At 68.9% G+C, this 18,076-nt stretch carries 23 protein-coding genes and 1 tRNA gene; 13 read left to right on the top strand and 11 right to left on the bottom strand.

Annotated features, from left to right (window positions below; all coding sequences use genetic code 11):
- Positions 1 to 20: 20 nt before the first annotated feature.
- The 4 genes from EDD29_RS46630 to EDD29_RS00095 form a co-directional block, all read right to left on the bottom strand.
- Complete coding sequence (locus EDD29_RS46630; protein ID WP_246052435.1) at positions 21 to 887, bottom strand: hypothetical protein; 867 nt, start codon at positions 885 to 887, stop codon at positions 21 to 23.
- 28 nt (positions 888 to 915) lie between these two features.
- Positions 916 to 2,391: a DUF2637 domain-containing protein gene (locus tag EDD29_RS00100; RefSeq protein WP_123661555.1), complete on the bottom strand. Its 1,476-nt coding sequence runs from the start codon at positions 2,389 to 2,391 to the stop codon at positions 916 to 918.
- A 109-nt stretch (positions 2,392 to 2,500) separates the two neighbouring features.
- The gene (locus tag EDD29_RS45165) at positions 2,501 to 2,662 is read right to left on the bottom strand and encodes a hypothetical protein (RefSeq protein WP_170201226.1); all 162 of its coding nucleotides are present in this window, start codon (positions 2,660 to 2,662) and stop codon (positions 2,501 to 2,503) included.
- Positions 2,659 to 2,949 carry a vWA domain-containing protein gene (locus EDD29_RS00095; protein WP_123661554.1) on the bottom strand — a complete coding sequence of 97 codons (291 nt, stop codon included), beginning with the start codon at positions 2,947 to 2,949 and terminating at the stop codon, positions 2,659 to 2,661. Before EDD29_RS00095 ends, EDD29_RS45165 begins: the two co-directional genes overlap by 4 nt.
- 189 nt (positions 2,950 to 3,138) lie before the next feature.
- Between EDD29_RS00095 and EDD29_RS00090 the strand changes: the two genes are divergently transcribed.
- Positions 3,139 to 3,465, top strand: a complete 327-nt coding sequence (locus EDD29_RS00090; protein ID WP_148085817.1) for a hypothetical protein — start codon at positions 3,139 to 3,141, stop codon at positions 3,463 to 3,465.
- Positions 3,466 to 3,525: 60 nt separating this feature from the next.
- On the opposite strand, the gene EDD29_RS44845 is transcribed toward EDD29_RS00090, so the two are convergent.
- Complete coding sequence (locus EDD29_RS44845; protein ID WP_148085816.1) at positions 3,526 to 3,879, bottom strand: hypothetical protein; 354 nt, start codon at positions 3,877 to 3,879, stop codon at positions 3,526 to 3,528.
- A 399-nt stretch (positions 3,880 to 4,278) separates the two neighbouring features.
- On the opposite strand from EDD29_RS44845, the gene EDD29_RS44840 reads away from it, so the two are divergent.
- Positions 4,279 to 4,797: a hypothetical protein gene (locus tag EDD29_RS44840; protein ID WP_148085815.1), complete on the top strand. Its 519-nt coding sequence runs from the start codon at positions 4,279 to 4,281 to the stop codon at positions 4,795 to 4,797.
- Between the two features lie 19 nt (positions 4,798 to 4,816).
- Here EDD29_RS44840 and EDD29_RS00080 read toward each other — a convergent pair whose 3' ends face one another.
- Entirely contained in the window at positions 4,817 to 5,584 is a 768-nt protein-coding gene (locus EDD29_RS00080; protein WP_123661551.1) for an Rv1352/Rv1906c domain-containing protein, read from the bottom strand.
- A gap of 428 nt (positions 5,585 to 6,012) precedes the next feature.
- Between EDD29_RS00080 and EDD29_RS00075 the strand changes: the two genes are divergently transcribed.
- A complete protein-coding gene (locus tag EDD29_RS00075; RefSeq protein ID WP_123661550.1) occupies positions 6,013 to 6,891 on the top strand; it encodes a helix-turn-helix domain-containing protein in 879 nt (292 codons plus the stop codon).
- On the top strand, positions 6,888 to 7,082 hold the full coding sequence (locus EDD29_RS00070; RefSeq protein WP_123661549.1) for a DUF397 domain-containing protein: 195 nt from the start codon (positions 6,888 to 6,890) through the stop codon (positions 7,080 to 7,082). Before EDD29_RS00075 ends, EDD29_RS00070 begins: the two co-directional genes overlap by 4 nt.
- On the opposite strand, the gene EDD29_RS00065 is transcribed toward EDD29_RS00070, so the two are convergent.
- The 5 genes from EDD29_RS00065 to EDD29_RS00050 form a co-directional block, all read right to left on the bottom strand.
- Positions 7,072 to 7,860 carry an SAM-dependent methyltransferase gene (locus EDD29_RS00065; protein ID WP_123661548.1) on the bottom strand — a complete coding sequence of 263 codons (789 nt, stop codon included), beginning with the start codon at positions 7,858 to 7,860 and terminating at the stop codon, positions 7,072 to 7,074. The two genes, EDD29_RS00070 and EDD29_RS00065, sit on opposite strands and share 11 nt — an antisense overlap.
- 219 nt (positions 7,861 to 8,079) lie before the next feature.
- Positions 8,080 to 8,155, bottom strand: a tRNA-OTHER gene (locus tag EDD29_RS45160).
- A gap of 5 nt (positions 8,156 to 8,160) precedes the next feature.
- Positions 8,161 to 9,897: a tyrosine-type recombinase/integrase gene (locus EDD29_RS00060; RefSeq protein WP_123661547.1), complete on the bottom strand. Its 1,737-nt coding sequence runs from the start codon at positions 9,895 to 9,897 to the stop codon at positions 8,161 to 8,163.
- 14 nt (positions 9,898 to 9,911) lie between these two features.
- Positions 9,912 to 10,484 (bottom strand): hypothetical protein, encoded by a 573-nt coding sequence (locus EDD29_RS00055; RefSeq protein ID WP_148085814.1) that lies wholly within the window; start codon positions 10,482 to 10,484, stop codon positions 9,912 to 9,914.
- 125 nt (positions 10,485 to 10,609) lie between these two features.
- On the bottom strand, positions 10,610 to 11,197 hold the full coding sequence (locus EDD29_RS00050) for a helix-turn-helix domain-containing protein (protein WP_148085813.1): 588 nt from the start codon (positions 11,195 to 11,197) through the stop codon (positions 10,610 to 10,612).
- A 71-nt stretch (positions 11,198 to 11,268) separates the two neighbouring features.
- Between EDD29_RS00050 and EDD29_RS45155 the strand changes: the two genes are divergently transcribed.
- From EDD29_RS45155 to EDD29_RS44835, 9 genes are all read left to right on the top strand, one after another.
- Entirely contained in the window at positions 11,269 to 11,742 is a 474-nt protein-coding gene (locus EDD29_RS45155; RefSeq protein WP_170201225.1) for a helix-turn-helix domain-containing protein, read from the top strand.
- A gap of 92 nt (positions 11,743 to 11,834) precedes the next feature.
- A complete protein-coding gene (locus tag EDD29_RS00040) occupies positions 11,835 to 12,191 on the top strand; it encodes a hypothetical protein (RefSeq protein ID WP_123661544.1) in 357 nt (118 codons plus the stop codon).
- Positions 12,188 to 12,475, top strand: coding sequence for a hypothetical protein (locus EDD29_RS00035; RefSeq protein ID WP_123661543.1), 288 nt, complete (start codon positions 12,188 to 12,190; stop codon positions 12,473 to 12,475). Before EDD29_RS00040 ends, EDD29_RS00035 begins: the two co-directional genes overlap by 4 nt.
- Entirely contained in the window at positions 12,472 to 12,840 is a 369-nt protein-coding gene (locus EDD29_RS00030; RefSeq protein WP_123661542.1) for a hypothetical protein, read from the top strand. Before EDD29_RS00035 ends, EDD29_RS00030 begins: the two co-directional genes overlap by 4 nt.
- Positions 12,837 to 14,150: a hypothetical protein gene (locus tag EDD29_RS46120; protein WP_211359507.1), complete on the top strand. Its 1,314-nt coding sequence runs from the start codon at positions 12,837 to 12,839 to the stop codon at positions 14,148 to 14,150. The genes EDD29_RS00030 and EDD29_RS46120 overlap by 4 nt, the downstream gene beginning before the upstream one ends.
- Positions 14,151 to 14,152: 2 nt before the next feature.
- Positions 14,153 to 15,466 carry a recombination directionality factor gene (locus EDD29_RS00020; protein WP_123661541.1) on the top strand — a complete coding sequence of 438 codons (1,314 nt, stop codon included), beginning with the start codon at positions 14,153 to 14,155 and terminating at the stop codon, positions 15,464 to 15,466.
- Between the two features lie 101 nt (positions 15,467 to 15,567).
- Entirely contained in the window at positions 15,568 to 16,401 is an 834-nt protein-coding gene (locus EDD29_RS00015; RefSeq protein WP_123661540.1) for an exonuclease domain-containing protein, read from the top strand.
- Positions 16,398 to 16,862 carry a hypothetical protein gene (locus EDD29_RS00010; protein ID WP_123661539.1) on the top strand — a complete coding sequence of 155 codons (465 nt, stop codon included), beginning with the start codon at positions 16,398 to 16,400 and terminating at the stop codon, positions 16,860 to 16,862. Before EDD29_RS00015 ends, EDD29_RS00010 begins: the two co-directional genes overlap by 4 nt.
- Entirely contained in the window at positions 16,859 to 17,974 is a 1,116-nt protein-coding gene (locus EDD29_RS44835) for a hypothetical protein (protein WP_148085812.1), read from the top strand. The genes EDD29_RS00010 and EDD29_RS44835 overlap by 4 nt, the downstream gene beginning before the upstream one ends.
- The last annotated feature ends 102 nt before the right edge of the window (positions 17,975 to 18,076 follow it).

Below are 18,076 nucleotides of genomic sequence, written 5' to 3'. Positions count from 1 at the left end.
CGGGCACGATCCGCCGGGCTCTACCGATCTTGGTCGCGGAGGGCCTTGTGGTCCCGGCCGGGCGAGGTCTTCCTTACCGGGTCGCCGATCGCCTGGAGCCTGAGGTCATCAGGGTCGGGCCTGCGACGAGGGTGGCGAGTCGGATCGCGAGCGAGGCCGACAGTGACCGGTTCAGGGTTGCGGAGGGGGCGTTCATCACGGTGGTCGAGCGTGCCGACGGTGACGTTCGCTGCTACGCCGCGGGGCGGGTCATCATCGAGTTCCGGATCGACGGGGACGACCCAGTCAGCGCTGACTAGCAGCTCGACGACGTCGTCGTCTTCATACATGCGCCACGGTTCAGGCAGCAGCGGAAGTTCGCTGGCGATTGCGGCGGCCTGCCGGGTCATCGACTCGCTGTCCCGATAGCGGACCGGCTCGGCGCTGCCCGCGGCGAGGTCGGCAAGCGCGGCGAATGCCTCGGCCCGGAAAGCTCGCTGCGCTGCGCGGTGCTCGGCTGGCATCCACTCATCCTCGGCCTGCGGGTCGGTACGGAGCCACCGGCCGTAGCGGCGCACTGCGGCGGTGGCGAGCCGCTCCAGCTCGGCCAGGAGCGGGTTGAGCGCGGCAGCGAACTGGGCGACGCGGGCGGGGTCGCCGCCGATGTCGATCGCTCGACGGTCCCAGAGCGGGCGCCCGTAGTCGGGCGAGTAGTAGTCGTCGACGAAGCCTCGGTTGATCGAGTATGCCTCGACGTTGTAGAGGCGGGCGAGCGATCGAGCGGCCGCGCACCGCTCGATCGCTCGTCCTCCAACGTTGGTGAAGCGGATGCGCGCGGACGCTCGATCAGTGGCGCCGGACCGGGTGATGGTCAGGTGCTCGACGGTGATGTAGCGGTGGGTGGGCATGGGCGTTCCGATCGAGTGGCGGTGCTGGTCAGGCGGTGGCGATAGCCGGTTGAGCGCTCTGCTCGTCCGGCTCGGTGGGCTCGTCGAGCGTGTGGCTGGCGAGGATGGGCGTGAGGTACTCGGGGTGTTTGTTGAGGACTGCGGCGCAGATTTTGCGGGCGGTCGACACGGCGGGCGGGTCCTCGATCTCAGCGTCGGCGAGCGCGGCGGCCAGGTCGTCGCCGGACGGCCGCTTGCGCAGCTCGATGATCAGCTCCTTCACGTAAGGCTTCGCGACCTCGATCCACTCGTCCATGTACCGGCCGCGCGAAGGCCTGCGCGTGGTCCTCTCCGCCGCCGGCGGCGGAGGTGCGGCTGGCGGAGCGACCTCTACGGCGAGGGGTTCGGGTGCGGATTCACTGGCCGCGGTTGGTGCGGGTGGCTCGTCAACGCCGCCGCGGCTGATCCATGCGGCGAGTTCGCCGCTGAGCGCGTACCAGCGGCCGGTCAGGTGCTCGTCTGCGAATCGAGCGCCGATCGACCGTTCGAGCGCTGGGCCTCCGTGGAGGGCAAGCGCTACATCGGTGGGACGTAGCCAATGGTCGGCGAGCGCTCGTCTGAGGTTCTGGGTCGAGCCGAGCGCTACACGGTCGCCGTGGGTGGCGAGGTAGACGATCGGATGGTGTAGCCCGTTGAGCAGAGCGCTCAGGTCTGCTCGATCGCCCTCGCGTCCGGCGAGTGCTCCGGTCGGTCGGGCGGTCGGGCGGTGCGGGAGGATCGGGCCCCCGTGGTGGCAGATCACCGGCCGCGCGGCGGTGGTGCTCTGCCGGAGGTTGGCCATGTCCTGGACGGCCTGCAGGATCCAGGCGCGGACCGCGGTGGGCCGGTCCATGGCGTGCAGGACCGAGGTGGGGATGTCGCCTTCGGCGAGCTGGTGCAGGAGGGCCAGGGGGACGTGCTTGCGGGTGCTCCTCCAGGTCTTCTTGCCGTGCCAGGCGATGAGGACGGTGCGTGCGTAGAGCACGACGGCTTCGCGGGCGAGTGCCTCGCGGTAGGAGGTGGTCTCCCAGGCGACCATGCGAGAGCGGATGCGGGCGGTGCGGATCGGGGCGACAAGGTAGCGGGCCCAGCGGATCCGGTCCATGAGGGCGCCGTCGTCGGGCAGGACGTGGCGGCGGGCGGCCTCGAAGAAGACCGCGGAGATGGCGGGGAGGACGGCGTGTAGGGCGCGAGCCCAGGGGTCGTCGCCGGGGGTAACGGCCCAGTTAGCGGCGACGGTGCCAGCGGTGATGCACCAGGCCGTCGAGCGCAGGAACAGGGACGGGCGGAGCGAGTCGAGGAGCAGCAGGGCCGGGATGGCGAGGTCGAGCCCGAGGGGCAGGACGATGCCGGGCGTGAAGAAGTGGAGTTCGGCCCAACGGGAGAGGTTGGAGAAGGAGCTGAAGAAGCCGATACCGGCGACCGCGGTGCCGAGGGCGACGGCGATGAAGTACCGGACGTTGAGGCGGCGGAGGCGGAGTTTCACTGGTCGTCTCCGTCTTCGTAGCGGCCGGTGCCGATCGAGCTGGTGAGGTGGGGGGCGAGCAGGACGAGGAGCGAGGCGCCGGTGGGCGCGCTGAGCAGGAGGAGTGTGGTCATCGGTTCTCCTGGCGGGGGCAGGCGTGTGCCGGGCCGCTGCCTCGGCGGACGCGCCCCGCGTAGTTGTGGTGGTCGGTGAGTAGGGCGGTGGTGGTGCAGCCGCAGGGACTGACGGCGACGAGGGTGGACAGCAGCACGCGGAGGGTGTGGGCGTTCATGACGGGGGTTCCGCCGGGCAGGTGTGCGGGGGGTCGACCTCGGTGATGATGCGGCCGGCCTTGGTGGGGTCGTCGGTGAGCCAGGCCCGGGTGATGCAGGTGCAGTCACGGGCGATGGCGATGACGACGCCGATGCTGGGGGTGAGGAGCTGCTCGGCGAACTCGGCGATGGCGTCGAGGTGCCCGGCCGCGGTGGTGGTGGTGATGCCGCGCCTGGTGACGGATTGGCAGGCGTTGGGGGTGATGCCGAGGACGTGGCTGAGCAGGACGGGCAGGACGTTGGGCATGGCGGACCTCCCTGGGACGGGCGTTTTCCCTGGTGGGCGGGGGTGCTGCCTGATCGTTTTCAGCGGGGGCCTTGCGGACAGCAGCGCCTAATGGGTTATTGTGCAGACAGCATAAGCAAAGTGTTCAGACACTTTCAAGCCTGGAGGAGCCAGATGACCAACCACGTGCTCACGTGGGAGCATGAGCGCATGCCGAGACCAGCGACCGGAGAGACGCCCCGCCGCGGGCCCTTCCGCATCGAGGACTCGGTCTGGAAGCCCGCCGTCGAACGGGCCACCGGCGATGGCCTGACGATGACCGACGTCGTCAAGGCGCACCTCGCCCTCTACGGACGCGAACTCCCCGAGGGCGCTCCCGAGGCAGACCCCTGGACCGTGATCAACTTCGTGGTCCAGCACACCGGCCTGCAGCTGCGGCCCGGCCTGGACCTCGACGCCGCGGCCGACGCCTGCGCCGAGTTCCTCCGAGCGCTCGGCGTCCGCGCAACGGTCGACGAGGCCGGCAAGTCCTCGTAGCGCTCCCGCGCCTTCTCCCCCATCTGCACAGCAGCAGGAGCTTCTCTTTCCGCCCCGCGATCACCAGGGGTTTCTCAGCATGCCCGCATTCCTCCGCCCCATCGGCGCTGCCTGATGGGCTACGAACTTCGCCGCTGGCTGGCGGACCGGCTCCCCCCGGAGACGTCCTCCGGCGAGCGCCTTCTCGCGCTCGAGATCGCCGACCTGGCGAACGACCACACCCGGCGCGCGTTCGGCGTCGAGACCCTGTCCAAGCTCGTGCACCGCACGGGGTTCGCGGACATGAAGCAGGTCGGCAAGGTGCTCGGCAAGCTCGCGGCCCGCGGGATCGAGCTGCGCGCTCCGATCCTCGGCAAGGACGGCCAGGCCGTACGCGACAAGGCCGGCCGCCTGCTGTTCGCCGCAAAGGGTCACGGTCTTGAGTTCGTCGTGCCGACGGCGGAGTCTTGCCCTGCCCTCGTTAGGTCCCCTGCCTGGGGAAGCTTCGAAGGTCCCCGAACCGGGGGAGCTGACGAAAGGTCCCCCGACTGGGGGGGCTTTGGCGAGCAGAGGGATTCTTCTGACCTCGATAGCTCCCCTGTCGAGGGGAGCTATGACGGGGAAGGTCCCCCTGCGGGGGATCAAAGGTCCCCCGCAGGGTCCCAAAGCTCCCCCGCCTGGTCCTCAAAGGTCCCCCGTCAAGGGGACCCTTCTCCTCAGTCTCCTCAGGTCACCTCATCTCTCTCGCGAGACACTCACGTCCCGCACGAGGAGGCCGAGAGAGACGATCTTGAGGACCGACCCCTCAGCCCAGACCGGCTCACCACACGGCTCATGTCCGAGCACAGCGGCACCGCCGAGGAGGTGACTGCGGTCCTGGCCCTCGCCCGGCGCGACGGCATCCGCAATCTCGTCGCCTGGATGAGCACCCCTGCAGGGCAGGAGGACTTCCCCCGCCGCCTCGCCGAGCTGCGTGCCCGGCCTCTCGTCCGCGAGCGGCCTTCATGCGGACACCGTGACTCCGTCGATCCGGTTGGCGGAGGCTGCCTGCTCTGCGGGATCAAGACCGCCAGGGCGCAGCCCAGCCCCTCCGTCGCCGCCGATCACGATGCCGACGACGCTGCGGGCCGGGCGCTCCTGGAGCAGTACTTGGCCCGGGGCCGCACAGAGCGGGAGCGCAAGAACCAGCAGAGCAGCGCCCGCACGCGCAGGCCCTCAGCCCTTGGCGAGGTCCTCGCTTTCTCCCCTGAGGTCTGGCAGGAACGCGAGGCCTCCCTCGCCGCCGAGGACGGGTGCCGCCCGCTCCCCTACACCGATCCCGCCGCCCAGTGCGAAGGTCAGGAGACCGCGTGAAGGGAGTCCAGTGCCCAGCTCAGGCCTTCACCCAGTAGCCGCAGCCCTCGGAGGTGAACCCTCCATCGCTGGCCAGGACCGTCACCGTCACCCCGCCCGGCGCGTTCGTCACGAAGTCGTTCGCCAGCCGACCGCCACTCGAGGTCGACCGCTCCCAGTAGCAGTCCGAAGCCTTGCCGACGGTCCGGTAGGTGCCGGGCCGGATCGTGGTGCGGAAGCTCCCGATCTCGTCGTCAGGCTGCTCTGCGGTGACCTCGTACTGGCCGTCGTCGAAGCCGCCAAGTGCCTTCATCAGCATCTTGCTGTACTTCGGGCACAGCACCTCGACCGCGGTTTGGCCCAGGCCATCGGGCGGGTCTTCGATCCAGCCTTCGAGGGTCGGCCGCCTGGAGTCGAGGTCGGATTCGCCTTCGGTAAGCGCGCTGTCGACATAGCGCGGCTGGCCGCAAACCTCCCGGCCTTCGTTGGCGAGGCTGAGGTCTCCGACGGGACCGTCCGTACCGAGGTATGCCTCGTAGATCTCGTCGTCACCGGCGGCTCGCACGGCATCGACGAACGCTCTTTCCTTTTCAGGGAGGGTAACTGGCTCGCTAGCGGGGTCGAGGAGCGCGTCCAGCTCACGCGTGGGGCTGGGTGGGGTGGTGGGGGTGTCGCTCGTCGCGGAGGCTTGGTAGAAGATCGCGCCGATCCCGACTATGCCGAGCAGGGCAACGCCGACGATGGCCGGGAGGGCGGTCGGCCGGCGTTGACGTGGCTTGGTGGGGTGCTGCTGGGGGCTCTCCTGCACGAGCTGCTCCTGGCCGCCGGGCGGGTCGGCTGGGGGGCATCTGGACCCGCGCTGTGGCTGCATCTTGGCAGGGGCTGGCAGGCTACGTCTTGCGGATCAACCGTGCATGCACGATCGTGCTGGCCGGAATGTGGCTCTGGAGAGGGTTTGGCCTGGTCACCACGCGTGCATGTACGGCGTGTTTGGGACGCATGGCCCTACCAGGACAGGCAGGCGCCTTCGGTGAGAATCTCCCAGGGAGTAGAGTTCCCGGCAGACGCGGCGAGCCTCTCGGGCCACGAGGAGTCCCTGGTGAAGGGGCCTGGCTCGCCGCGTCTTTCCCGGATTTCCGGCGGATCTCCGAATCCTGACGGCATGCCCTACTATGCACCGCAGCTGAAAATCTGTCTAGGGACAGATCCGGCTACTTCTGGTGAAACGAGCGATACATGCCGACACGTAACATGAGACGGAGACGCCTCGGCAAAGCCCTTGAGGAGCTCCGACAAGCGACCGGACGAACTCCCGAGGACGTGGCCGAGGCCTGCGGCTGGCACCCCAAGAAGATCATCCGCTGGGAGGCCGGCGACGTCATCAAGCCGATGCTCAGCGGGGCAAGCGGCGGCATCCTGGACCTGCTCGATGAGCTCGGTGTTCACGACCAGGCCGAGCGGGACCGCATCGCCCAGCTCGTCGCCGACGCCCGCCAGCCCGACTGGTGGGACCGCGACGAATACCAGCCAGCCCTGACACCCGGCTTCATCACCCATTTGCGAAGCGAAGACGAGGCCGCAGAGATCCGCACATGGGAGCCCCGGCTCATCCCCGGCCTCCTGCAATGCCGTTCATATATGGAAGCCCAGATTGATGTCTACGAGGACACTGCGCCCGAGAAACGGGAAGCTCTCATCGCGCTCCGCCTTGAACGCCAGCGTCGCCTATTGCGCGGAGAGCACAAGCTAGAGAGCCTGTGGGCGATCATTGACGAGGCTGCGATCAGGCGTCTTGTCGGCGGAGTCCCCGTGATGAGGGAGCAGATAGCCCACCTGATCGAATGCTCTTGGCTCCCTAACGTGCAAGTTCTGGTGAGCCCGTTCAAGTCGGGGGCGATGCGCGCCTCGGAGCCGTTTACGATCTTCTCATCTCGCGTTCCGACCGATCCCGAGACTGTCAATGTCGAACTTCTCACGCAGACCAATGCCTGGTTCGATGATCCACAGCAAGTAGCCTCTTACTCTAATCTCTTCATCGCTACCACGAGGGCTGCGCTTGATCGGGAAAAGACAAGAGAACTACTCAAAGGATGGATGGGTGAGCTAGGGGGATGAGCGCAATTTTCACTGGATGGCGGAAGGCTTCCGCGAGCGGCGAAGGCAATTGCGTTGAGGTCGGGGCGATCGTCGATGCCCCTCGCAGGGCCCGCGACGTGCTGATCCGCGATTCGAAGAACCCAAGCGGCGGGAAGCTCTGTGTTGCTCCCGCCGCCTGGGGTCGCTTCTTGGGCAGCCTCAGGACTTGATGGCCACTGCGCCGAGCACCGGGAGGCTCCGCTCCTCCACCGCCGGCGCGTGGTCGGGCCGCCAGTGCTGAGGCGGCACCAGGCCAGGGTCTAGTACCTCCAGGCCGTCGAGGAAGCCGCGGATCTCCCCTCCGGTCCGCGGCCAAATCCCCCCAGCGAACGTCCCGGCGAAGACCGCGTTGAGCCCGTCCAGGAGCTCCGGGTCAAGGCCGTCGAGGCAGGCATGCGCGAGGACGAGGGAGCTTCCTGAGGGCACGGCGTCCATGTAGGCCTTCGTCGCCTGCAGGGGCTCGTCTCCGGGCACGTAGTGCCAGAGGTTGGACGCCAGGACGCATACGGGCCGGGTGAGGTCGAGGATCCGCTGAGCCTCCGGTGAGCCGAGGATGACGTCGACGTCGCGGCTGTCGGCCTCCAGGTAGGCGGTGGTGGCGCTGTTGAACAGGGCGCCGCCGACAGCGCGGATCTCAGGGTCCGCATCGGTGTGCAGCCACTGCCCGGGGAACAGGTCGTGAAGGTTCTTGCCCTCCTTCAGCGGCTTGCCCGCGCCCAGGTTCAAGAACTGGTCGACGCCGGTCTGACTGACGATGTGGCTGACAGACCTGAACGGGAACTCCTCGTCATCGGGCGCCGCGCCGGGGACTTTGGGCCAGCGCCGTGCGAACTCGGCGACGGTCTGGTGGTCTCGGCTGCGGTTGCGGCCGCCGCGGGCTGCGTCGGTCATGCCGGCGACGCTGTTGAGGCTGGTGTCGATTTCGTGCGGGGGGTACGGGTCGTCCATGCAGTGACCCTAGGCAAGGTGAGCCAAGTCACACAATGCTGGCCCCTGTGTTGTCCGTGTTGTCCGATTCCCCGGGGACGAGTGGGGACGGAGTGGGGACGAAAGACGTCGGGAATCCGACAGGAATGCAACAGGAATCCGCAAAGGATGGCATGAGAAAGCCCCCGGGGCCGTAGCGTTTCCGCTGGTCACGGCCCTCGGGGGCTTCTTTACCTCAGGTGGAGATGAGGGGATTCGAACCCCTGACCCCTTCGATGCGAACTTTGCGGGAGACCTCGATGCGTTCCGCTCCGCCGCAGGTCAGACCACACGAAGATGCCCCCGATCACGCCGTCCCCGCCGAACTGGGGACGGATTGGGGACGGACTCAACGATGGGCTCCGGGGTCGGAGCTTCCCGCAAGTCAGGCGTTCGAGCCGCGATCCTTTCCCGGATGGCCGCGTTGATGAGCCTCACCCGGGAGCCCGGCCGTCGCCCCGCGACCTCGTCCATCCGGATCCGCTCGTCGATCGCCTTCCACCACAGGCTCTCCAGGACCTCGCGGAGCTCGGCCCGCATCTCCTCGGTGATGTGGGTGTAGTGCTCCGACATGCCGCGCTTCTCATGACCGAGACGCTCCTTGATGAGGACGGGGTCGATACGGGCCGCGCGGAGCCAGGTCTGCTGAGAGTGCCGCAGCCCGTGCGGCGTCAACCCGACCTTGAGCGGCCGCCACGACACCGGCGCGTAGTACATGTCGAGGTCGACCGCCATGCGCCGCCGCGCCGAGTGCTGCGGGATCTTCCCGCCCGTCGCCGACCTGCAGCCCGCACCCGGCGCCGCTTCGCACGTCGGGCAGCCCACGCCGCTCACGTAGGGCGCGTCCCACCGCGGCCGGCCCCCGCCCCGCGGCGGCTCGTAGGAGGCCGAGGGGTCGTCGATGTCTGCGTACGGCCAGGCCGGGCGCAGCAGCAGGCCGCTGCGGGCATCCTCGAGGACCGGCATCTTCGGCCGGGGCTGGGCTCCGCCGATCTCCGGGGTCGCGCCATCGGCTGCTGGGTGCCAGACGCGTTCGCCGAAGTCGGAGCGGCTGGGGTGGGCGGCGTTGCGCGTCAGGAACAGGTAGTCGGTGGCACCGCACTTCCCTGAGCAGGTGCTGCAGACCTTGCCGCGTGTGCGGTCGGCCTGCTGCTCGGTGAGCGCGAGTAGGAACGGCGGGAGGTCGACGATGCGGGTGGAGTCGTCCTTCGGCGGGACGAGGTTGAACCCGTCGAGCTCTTGGAGCTGCTCCAGCAGCCGGTACCGGCTCTTACCCGGCTGAAGGTAGCTGCGGCGGGCGCCAATCGCCTCGCCCCACCGCATGCCCGTCCAGGCCGTCGAGATGAGCAGCCAGCACTCGTCGTCCCGGCCGGTCAGAATCCCGGCCCGCTCCGCGATGAGAAGCGCTTCGATCGGAGTCGCGAACTTCTCCTCCTGCAGCTCTGCGGAGACCACCGCCTGCTTCCGATCGCGCTTGCGGCCGCGGCCTTTCTGCCGGGCGGCGGCGTTCACGTCGATCCGCTCAGGAACCGCGTCGCCGAGGATGACCGACAGCAGGTTCCGTGCATCCTTCGCGGTGCGTTTGGCGTAGGTGCCCTTTCCTACCGCCTTCACGAGCTTAGGGATCGAGCGCTCCCATTCGTCGACCTCTTTGCGGTCGATGATGCTGTTCAGGGGGCGTTCCCCCCACCGCGGGAGGATGTGGTACTCGATCAGGTACCTGGTGTTGCGGTCGGTGGCGGGTTCGACATCGACACCCCGCCACCATTTGTCCGGCTCGAGCCATTCCCGGACGGTGATGTCGCCCTTCTTCGGGTCCCTCCAGCCGGGTCCAGCCCGTTTGATCTCCTCTTCTTTCAGGATGGCGGCGTTGAGCGCGTCCTGCTCCCGCGCGAACGGCTGGTCGAACTCATCCCGTGAGATGGTGCCTTTCTTCGGCTTCTTCGGGTCGTTCCACAGATGCTTGGGGAGTTCGTAGCGGCCGCGCCAGTACAGGCCGCGTTTCTCTGCGCTGGCCATTGCGCTCCTTTCGTTCAGCCGGTCTTGAGTGCGCGGTTGTGGCGCTCCCACATATCGCGCAGGCACAGAACGGCGAACTTGCGTGCGTCCGGCTCGATCTCGCAGTCGACGACGACGTGTGGGAGCGGGGCGATCAGGTGGGTGTAGGCCATCAGCGGCTGCGGCAACCGGAGCGGCTCGATCGAGGAGCAGATGCCGTCGCGCGGGACCTCGGCGACCCGCTTCGGCGGGGTGCCGCGAACCTGAGCCCACAGGTCCGCGATGACGTACGGGTCGACGATCGGCTGCCAGGGCAGGATCAGGACGGTGGTGTAGATGCCGGTCCTGTCCAGCGGAACCCAGGCAGCGCGAGGCCCCGGCCCGACGCCCGTTCGGCCGAGCGCAGCCGTGAACTCCACAGGCGGCTGCCCGTGTTCGCCGACGATGCGAACGTACTCCTCGCGACGGACGTCGTCCGCGGCTTGCAGGCCGGCGACCTCCATGCGGAGCTGGAGGTTCTGCGCCTCCAGCTGGCTGACCTTCCGCTCCCAGTGGGCGGAGATGCTGCTGAGGGCGGATGGTGCAGGTGATGCAGGTGTGAAGTCCACTGTCCGTCCTCTACGTCTTCGTCGAGTTGGGCCAGTGACTCCTCGTGGCTCCCTATATCCACTCACATCACGCAGGAATCGAACAGGAATTCGCAGTCCGCGTTACACAAACGCAACGAAGCGGATCACGCTCTGCGGCGGTCGCTTTGCGAGTATCCGGCGCTCGATCCAGGCGGGTTCCGGAACAGGCGTACGCCGTGGATCGCCATCTGCCGCTCCGCCTCGGGTACCCCGTCGAACCGCCAGATCCACTCGAAGAACGGGTCGCCCTTCACGCCTTCCGGGAAGTCGATGGGGGCGGCCGCGGGCGGCGGCTCCTCAGCGATGCGGAGCGCGAGGATTCGCCTTAGCGTCTCTGCCGCTTCGAGGCGGTCGACGGCGATCAGGTCCTCGGGTGAGACCCCGACGACCGCTGCCATGTGGGCCAACGTCTTGTCGGGCGCGCGTTCCTTGCCCTCTTCAAGCTGGCGCCAGCGCCGCTCAGCAAGCTTCGTTCCGGCTCTTCGCGCGGCTTCTGCTTGCGTCAGGTTCACGGCGTCCCGGCTCCGGCGGATCAGGAGTGCTTCCGGAAACGGATCTTCACGTGACTCGTCTGGCGGCGGTTGGTCCGTCGTCATGGTCGTGGGTTCCCGTCTACGTGGCTCTGCCAAATCCTGCCAGATTCTGCCGCCACTGTACGGAAGTTCCCCGCCGGTAACCAGAACTTCGTTCACCTAGCCGTGAGACTGCCAAATACTGCCGGATCCTGCTTGCAAGAACCGGCAGTTTGCTGTTGTCTACTCCTGTGACGACTTCCACAGACGAGATCGCTCCCGGGCTCTTCGACCCGATGCGCATCGTCGTTGCGCGTACCGCGGCGGGGATGAGCCAGACCGAACTCGGCCTCAAGGCGGGCGTCAACCCGGCCAGCGTCACCAAGCTCGAAAAGGGCCAGGCAGGTCTCGACGTCCTGCACAAGGTCGTCTCGGCTCTCGGCCTGACGCTGAACGACGTGCTGCCGGAGGCCTACCGACAAGAGCCGGCGCGCCTCTACACGCCCGAGGAAACCGCGGAGCGGCTGGGCAACGCCTGGTCACCCACGACTCTGCGCCGCAAGGCCGGAGCTCAGGAGATCTCGCACACGAAGCTCGGCAAGGAGATCCGGTTCTCGGACCGGGACATTGCCGAGATCATCCAGGCCTTTCGGCGGCCTGCGCTTACGCACGCTCAGCGTGCCCACCGACGCCGTAGCAGGAAGACCACGGCCAAGGCCCCTTAAACGGCGAAGGCCCAGCGTGCTGTAACACGCCGGGCCTGATGCGGAGCGACGAGCGCCGCACGCCGCAAACCCTAGCAACCCCAGGAGCGACGATGAACCCCCGTACCAACCGTCCCCAGGACGCCGTCCCCCGGCTCGGCCCGTACCTCGCGCTGAAGGCCCGCCGCGACCTCGCGGTCTGGCTCGCCGACGAGGAAGGCGTCTCCGACGACGCCGTCCGCAAGGTCCTCGGCCGCATCGCCGACCATCTCCCCATCGACCAGGCCGTCGAGGCCTTCGCGAACTGGCGCGAGATTCGCGTCAAGGCCGACGCCCTGAACAGCGGCGACATGGACTGGTCCGAGGCCGCCCCCGACACCATCGGCACCGACCGCGACCTCCAGGTCGCCGAGTCCTCCACCCGCGACGCCGACGGCCTGCTCGCCAAGCTCCTCGGGGAGGCGGCGTGATCTTCGCCTACGCCCTCGCCCTCGCCGCGGCCGCGCTGATCGTCTTCGCCGACACCGCCGCCAGCCTCCACCACTTCCTCGGCCGGACCGCCGCCGCGTGCTGGATCGCGGCCGCCGCCCTCGTCCTCGCCGACGACGCCTTGCTCGCCGCGCTCGCCGCCCTGTTCGCCGCCGCCGTCACCTGGGCGTGGTGGGAGCAGCCCGACGGAGGCGCCCGCATCCGCGAGGTCCTCGCCGACCTGCTCACCGAACTCCAGCTCCTGCGCGGGGGTGCGGCCCGATGATCCGGAACCGGCTCGTTGCCGCCGTCGACCCGACCACGTCAGTCCTGGGCGAGGCTCCGGCCCTGCTGCTCGACCACGAATGCCGCGGCGTCCTGGCCCTCGTGATCAAGGGCAGCTCGATCGTGGACGCCGTCCGCGAGGCATACCGGCTGCGGCGCGCCCACTTCGTCGACGTCGCCGTACTGCCCACCCACCCGTTCCGGACCGAGGCATGGGCGTCCCTCTGCGACCTGTACTGCGGCCACCTCGGCACCGACTCCCCGCGCGCCCTCGAGCAGCTCGACGTGCTGTCCATGCACGTAGCGCACGGCGATGAGCACGAGGTCACCGCGGTGCTCGACTTTCTGACGGGGGTGCCCCAGTGAGCGCACTCCAGACCATCGGCAACGTCCCCGCCGAGCACCTGCGCTTCGGTGACCTCATCTCCGCGCACCCGAAGACCGGTGAGCCCGTCACCTGGCGTCTCGTCTCCGACCCCACCTGGATCGACAACAGCACCCGCTACGCGTTCGGCGTCGCGACGGACGGTGCCTACGGCGACCAGCTGGAGCCCAGGTTCGAGCGCGGCGACCTCGTCTCCGCCCAGGTGACCCCGGCCCGCGCCGCCGCCCTGACCCCCTACGTCGTGCGGAAGGCAGCCCCCACCGGGGCCGGAGTCACCGCACCGAGCCACCTCACGGAGGTGCCTTTGTCCGACGACCTCCCGGCCAACGCCCCCTGCCCCACCTGTGGAAAGCCCGACGTCCCGGTCAACAAGGACGGCGGGCTCCGCAAGCACGGCAGCCCCGTCCGCTGCACCGGCTCCGGCACGAAGATCGGCGCAGCCCGGATTCCCCGCCGCGCCCGCAACGGCTACTACACCTGCCCGATCACCGACGACCAGCTCCGCTCGGTCACCACGATCATCGGCCACGGCATGCCCAAGCCTGCGCTGACCTTCTGGGCCGGAAACCTCGTCGCCGAGACCGCGCTCGACAACCTGCCCAAGCTGAACCGCGCCAGCTTCGACCCCGACGCCCGCAAGGAGGCGTACGACTGGCTGCGCAAGGCCCACGTCCGGAAGAAGGACGAGCGCGGGCACATCGGCGACGCCGCCCACAAGATCATCGAGACGAAGATCCTCAAGCAGCCCATCCCCGAGGCCATCCGCAACGACCCGGAGATGCGGCCCTACCTGGAGCACTTCGAGCAGTTCGTGCAGGACTGGCAGGTCACCTTCACCGCCTCGGAGATGGTCGTCGCCGACTACGACGAACGGTTCGCCGGAACCCTGGACTACCTCCTCAAGAGCCCGCTCCTCGCCGCCGCCCTCGGCTGCCATCCCGACGAGGACATCCTCGGAGACACCAAGACCGGCGGCGAACTCGACGAGCGCACCTCCAGCGGCGACGTCTACGGCGTCTACCCCGAGGCCGGCGTCCAGATGTCCGCCTACCGCAAGGCCAAGTACGGGTGGCTCCGCGACGGCACCCGCGTCGTCATGCCCGCGCGGCACAGCGTCGGTGTCGTCCTGCACCTGCGTCCCGAGGGCTACCGCCTCTACCCCGTGAACTGCGGCGACGAGGTGTTCGAGGCCTTCAAGTTCATCCGCGGTGTCGCCGACTGGGCCACCGGCCCCTCCAAGGGCGTCGTCGGCAACGCCCTCCAGCTCCCCACCGTGCGAAAGGCGGCCTGACCATGTCCATCATCGGTCTGCAGATGCGGATGCGGCAGCTCGGCGAGATCCGGATCGGCCACACCGTCGACACCGGCCGGACCTCCGCGAAGACAGGCAAGGCGATCCTCCGGCCCGAGAAGCTCCAGCAGTTTCGCCTCACCGCCGCGTCCCGCGCCACCCTCGAGCCCATCGCCGCCCTGTATGGCGGGACGGTCCAGCCCTGGACGCCGCCGAACGGCGGACCTCAGGAGTGGGAGGTCTACACCGACACCGACCGCATCCCCGTCATCATCCCGCCGCGCAACGCCGTCACCCAGTACTTCGAGCTGTACCGGGGCAGCCGCTGCGAGCGCCGCTGTGACGGCCAGATCGAGCAGAAGTCCGACAAGCCGTGTATGTGCGACCCGGAGAACCGGGCGTGCCAGATCACCACCCGCCTCAACGTGATGCTCCGCGACGTGCCGGGCCTCGGCGTGTGGCTGCTCACCACCCACGGCTACTACGCCGCGGTCGAGCTGCCGATGGTCGCGGATTTCCTCGCCCAGACCAGCGGCTATGTCGACGCCTGGCTGACGATGGAGCTCAAGCGCGTCACCCGCGCCGACGGCAAGGTCGCCGAGTTCATGGTCCCGAAGATCGACGTGGCCGTCTCTCCCGCCCAGCTCCTCGCGGGCGAGGGCGCGATCTCCACGAAGGCGATCGAGGCCGACCGTGCGCGCGCCGTCGCCACCGGGGAGAAGCCCGCGATCGAGTCCCCGACCTCGTCGGACTTCCCGGCGATGATCGCCCGCGCCGAATCCCGCGCGGAGATCAAGGTGCTGTGGGAGCGGGCGAAGGCCGCTGGCGTCCCCAGCGCCCCGGTCGAGCAGGCGGCCCGCGAGCGGTCCCAGGAGCTGGTCAAGCCGCACCTCATGGCCGCGATGTCGGCCAAGACGCTGGAGGAGTTGTCGGTGGCGCTCACCGCGGCGCGTGCCGCCGGGTTCGCCGAGAACTTGGAGGACGGGTCCGACGTCTCCGGGGCGTTCACCGGCCGCCGCACCTTCCTGTCCGCGCCCTCGACGCCGGTCTCGTCCGAGCCCATGCAGCCCGCCCGGCCGCCCGTTACCGCGAGCCCGCAGGAGCTGTGGCAGCAGATCGTCCCGGCGTGGCCGGGCGACCGCACCAGCGACTGCGAGAAGGCCTTCACCGGCAGGTACGGAGTTCCGCCGCACCAGGCCACTGCGCTCGACCTCGCCGAGTTCCTCGACGCCATTCGCTCCGGTGAGTACTCCGCCCCGGCCGTCGACGAGGTGCCGCTGCCGCCCGCCCCGGCGCACGACGAGCCGCCCTTCTAGGCCGTTGACGTTCCCCCGCACGCTCCCGCCGGGCTCACCACGAGCCCGGCCCGGGGAGCCACCCCCGACCACGAGCAGGCCCCCACCCTGCAGGAGGACCGATGAGCTGGATCGCCGAGACGATGTTCGGCTTCGACACCGAAACCACGTCTGTCGACGTCGAGACCGCGCGGATCGTGCAGATCGCCCAGGTCATGGCCGACGCCCGCAACCGCACCACCACCCAGGACGTCCAGCTCATCAACGCCGGAGTCGACATCCCCGAGGGTGCCTCCGCCATCCACGGCATCACCACCGAGCGGATGCGTGCCGAAGGCCTCGACCCGAAGAAGGTCCTGGAGCACTACGCCGACGAGCTGTCCTCGGCCATGGCCGGCGGCACCCCCATCGTCGGCATGAACCTCGCCTACGACTTCACCCTGTTCGACCGCGAGCTGCGCCGCCACGGGCTCCGCACACTCGACGCCCGTCTCGGCCGCGCGATCGGCCCCGTCGTCGACGTCTACGTCCTCGACAAGCTGTGCGATCCGTGGCGGCCGACTAAGAACAGCGGAGGCAGGAAGCTCGGCGCGATGGCCAAGCACTACGGTGTCCGGCTCGACAACGCGCACGACGCCGGTGCCGATGCCCTCGCGTCCTGCCGGATCGCCTGGCAGATGGTCACGTGGGGAAGCAAGCCCGTCGAGTTCTTCCTCCAGTTCCCGCACGTCCAGAACAGCAAGAAGCAAACCTCGGACCAAGCGGCGCGGGACCTGCACCGCAACTACCAGCGGCTCACCGAGATCGACTTGGTCCAGCTGCACCAGGCCCAGATCAAGGCCAAGCGCAAGCAGGACGCCGAACTCCGCGACCACTTCGCGAAGCAGGGCAAGCCCTGCGACGCCGACGGCCTGTGGCCGATGCGCCCCTACAAGCCCGCCGCGGTGAAGGCATGAGCGCCACCGAGCTCGGGCCCTGGGCTGTCGTCGTCCCCGGAGGGGAGACCGGCTACGCCTACGGGCGCTTCGTCGAACGGGAGATCGCCGACCGGTTCGCCGCGTTCGTCGCCGCCAAGTTCGACACCACGGCGGTCGTCGTCCCCGACACCGAGGTGTCCGCCGACGCGGTCCGGCTCGACGCGGCCCGCGAACTTCTCAACTGGTGGGACACGCAGCCCGCCGCGACGGTTGCCCCCGCCGTGAACGGCTGCGGCTGGTGCGGCTACGCGCAGACCGGGCACGGCATCCGCTACTCGGCGATCCCCGGGCTGCACGCCTGGACGGCCCCGACCGACCGGCAGCGCCCTCAACCGGATGAGCGCCCGCCGCGCCGCCCGCACCACCCCCACAACGCCAAAAGGCCCGGCGATTGCGCCCGCCAGGCCCCGGCTCCCCTGAAGAAGGGATCACGAACATGACCATGGTAGACCCCGCCGTCAGCGTCACCGCTGAGCAGATCGCCTACTTCCGCAGCGAGCACGCCGCGATCGCGACGACCCAGGACTCCGTCCAGCGCGCGACCCGTGACGTCCCCCTGCTGAAAGCGCAGATCGACCAGTTGCAGAAGCAGCTCGCCGACGCCGAGAACTGCCTCGCGCTCAACGCCGTCGCCCTGCCGCTCCGAATCCGCGCCCTCCAGCTCCTCGCCTCGGAGATGAACTTCGAGCTTCCGCCGCTCACCTGCGGAGACGTCCCCGCCACGGTCTCGCTTCCTCCTGCACCGACTGCCACGCTCGGAGGAGAAAGCGTCTCGGGCAATCCCGCCTGCTCCGTGTGCGGGCACCTGATCGAGCAGATCGGCAGCGCCTTGTTCCACGCCGGGACCGGCCTGGTCGAGTGCGCCGAGGAGCACATCGCCGAGTTCCGCAAAGCCCAGACCGGGAACAAGGCCCCGGGCCTCGACTGCGGCACCACGACCGAAACGCTGCCCCGCCCCATCAAGGCCAGCGACATCCGCACCAACGACGTCGTGACGGACGAGAACAACACCGAGTGGCGGTGCACCGCGCCGAACACCCTGATCAACCCTGACGGCGAGAACTGGCCGACCCGGCGACGCCGAGGAAATCCACGGCCAGTTCACCCTCATCGCGCGGAACGGAGCTGGCAAGTGACCGCAGCCACGAACGCTGCGGTCTGCCGCTGCGCCGAGCCCGACATGACCGACGACGACATGTACCAGTGCGAGGCCGACGACTGCGTCGCCCACGACTACCTCGCCCGGCGGCGGAGCCAGCGTTGCCCGCGGCCTGGCCCCGCGTCGCCACGAGGCGGAACCCGCGCCGTTCCACACCAGCCGCTTCCCGCCCCGGGAGCTTCGCGATCGAGCGGGGCTGAGCGTTACGTCCGTGTGCGGAACTGGCCCGGTGCAGGAGGGAACCGAGGGCCAGGACCTCGAATTTCCGGAGCAAGGCCGGACCCTGCGCATGCGGAAGATCGTCAACGCCGCACTGACGCGGACCCCGGCCGGAACAGGTGTCCGTCGTTAAACCACCAAAGCAAGATCCTCCAAACGGCTACTACGACGTGACCTGCGGCGACTGCGAGGACCGGCCGCTGCCACGGATCCGGCCCGTGCGGCTGCGACCGCCACGACGTCAGCGTCCGGTGGCGAGTCCGGGGCGGTGACCGA

It is taken from the genome of Actinocorallia herbida, assembly GCF_003751225.1.
GTDB lineage: Bacteria > Actinomycetota > Actinomycetes > Streptosporangiales > Streptosporangiaceae > Actinocorallia > Actinocorallia herbida.
This window is presented reverse-complemented; position numbering and strand designations above follow the sequence as displayed.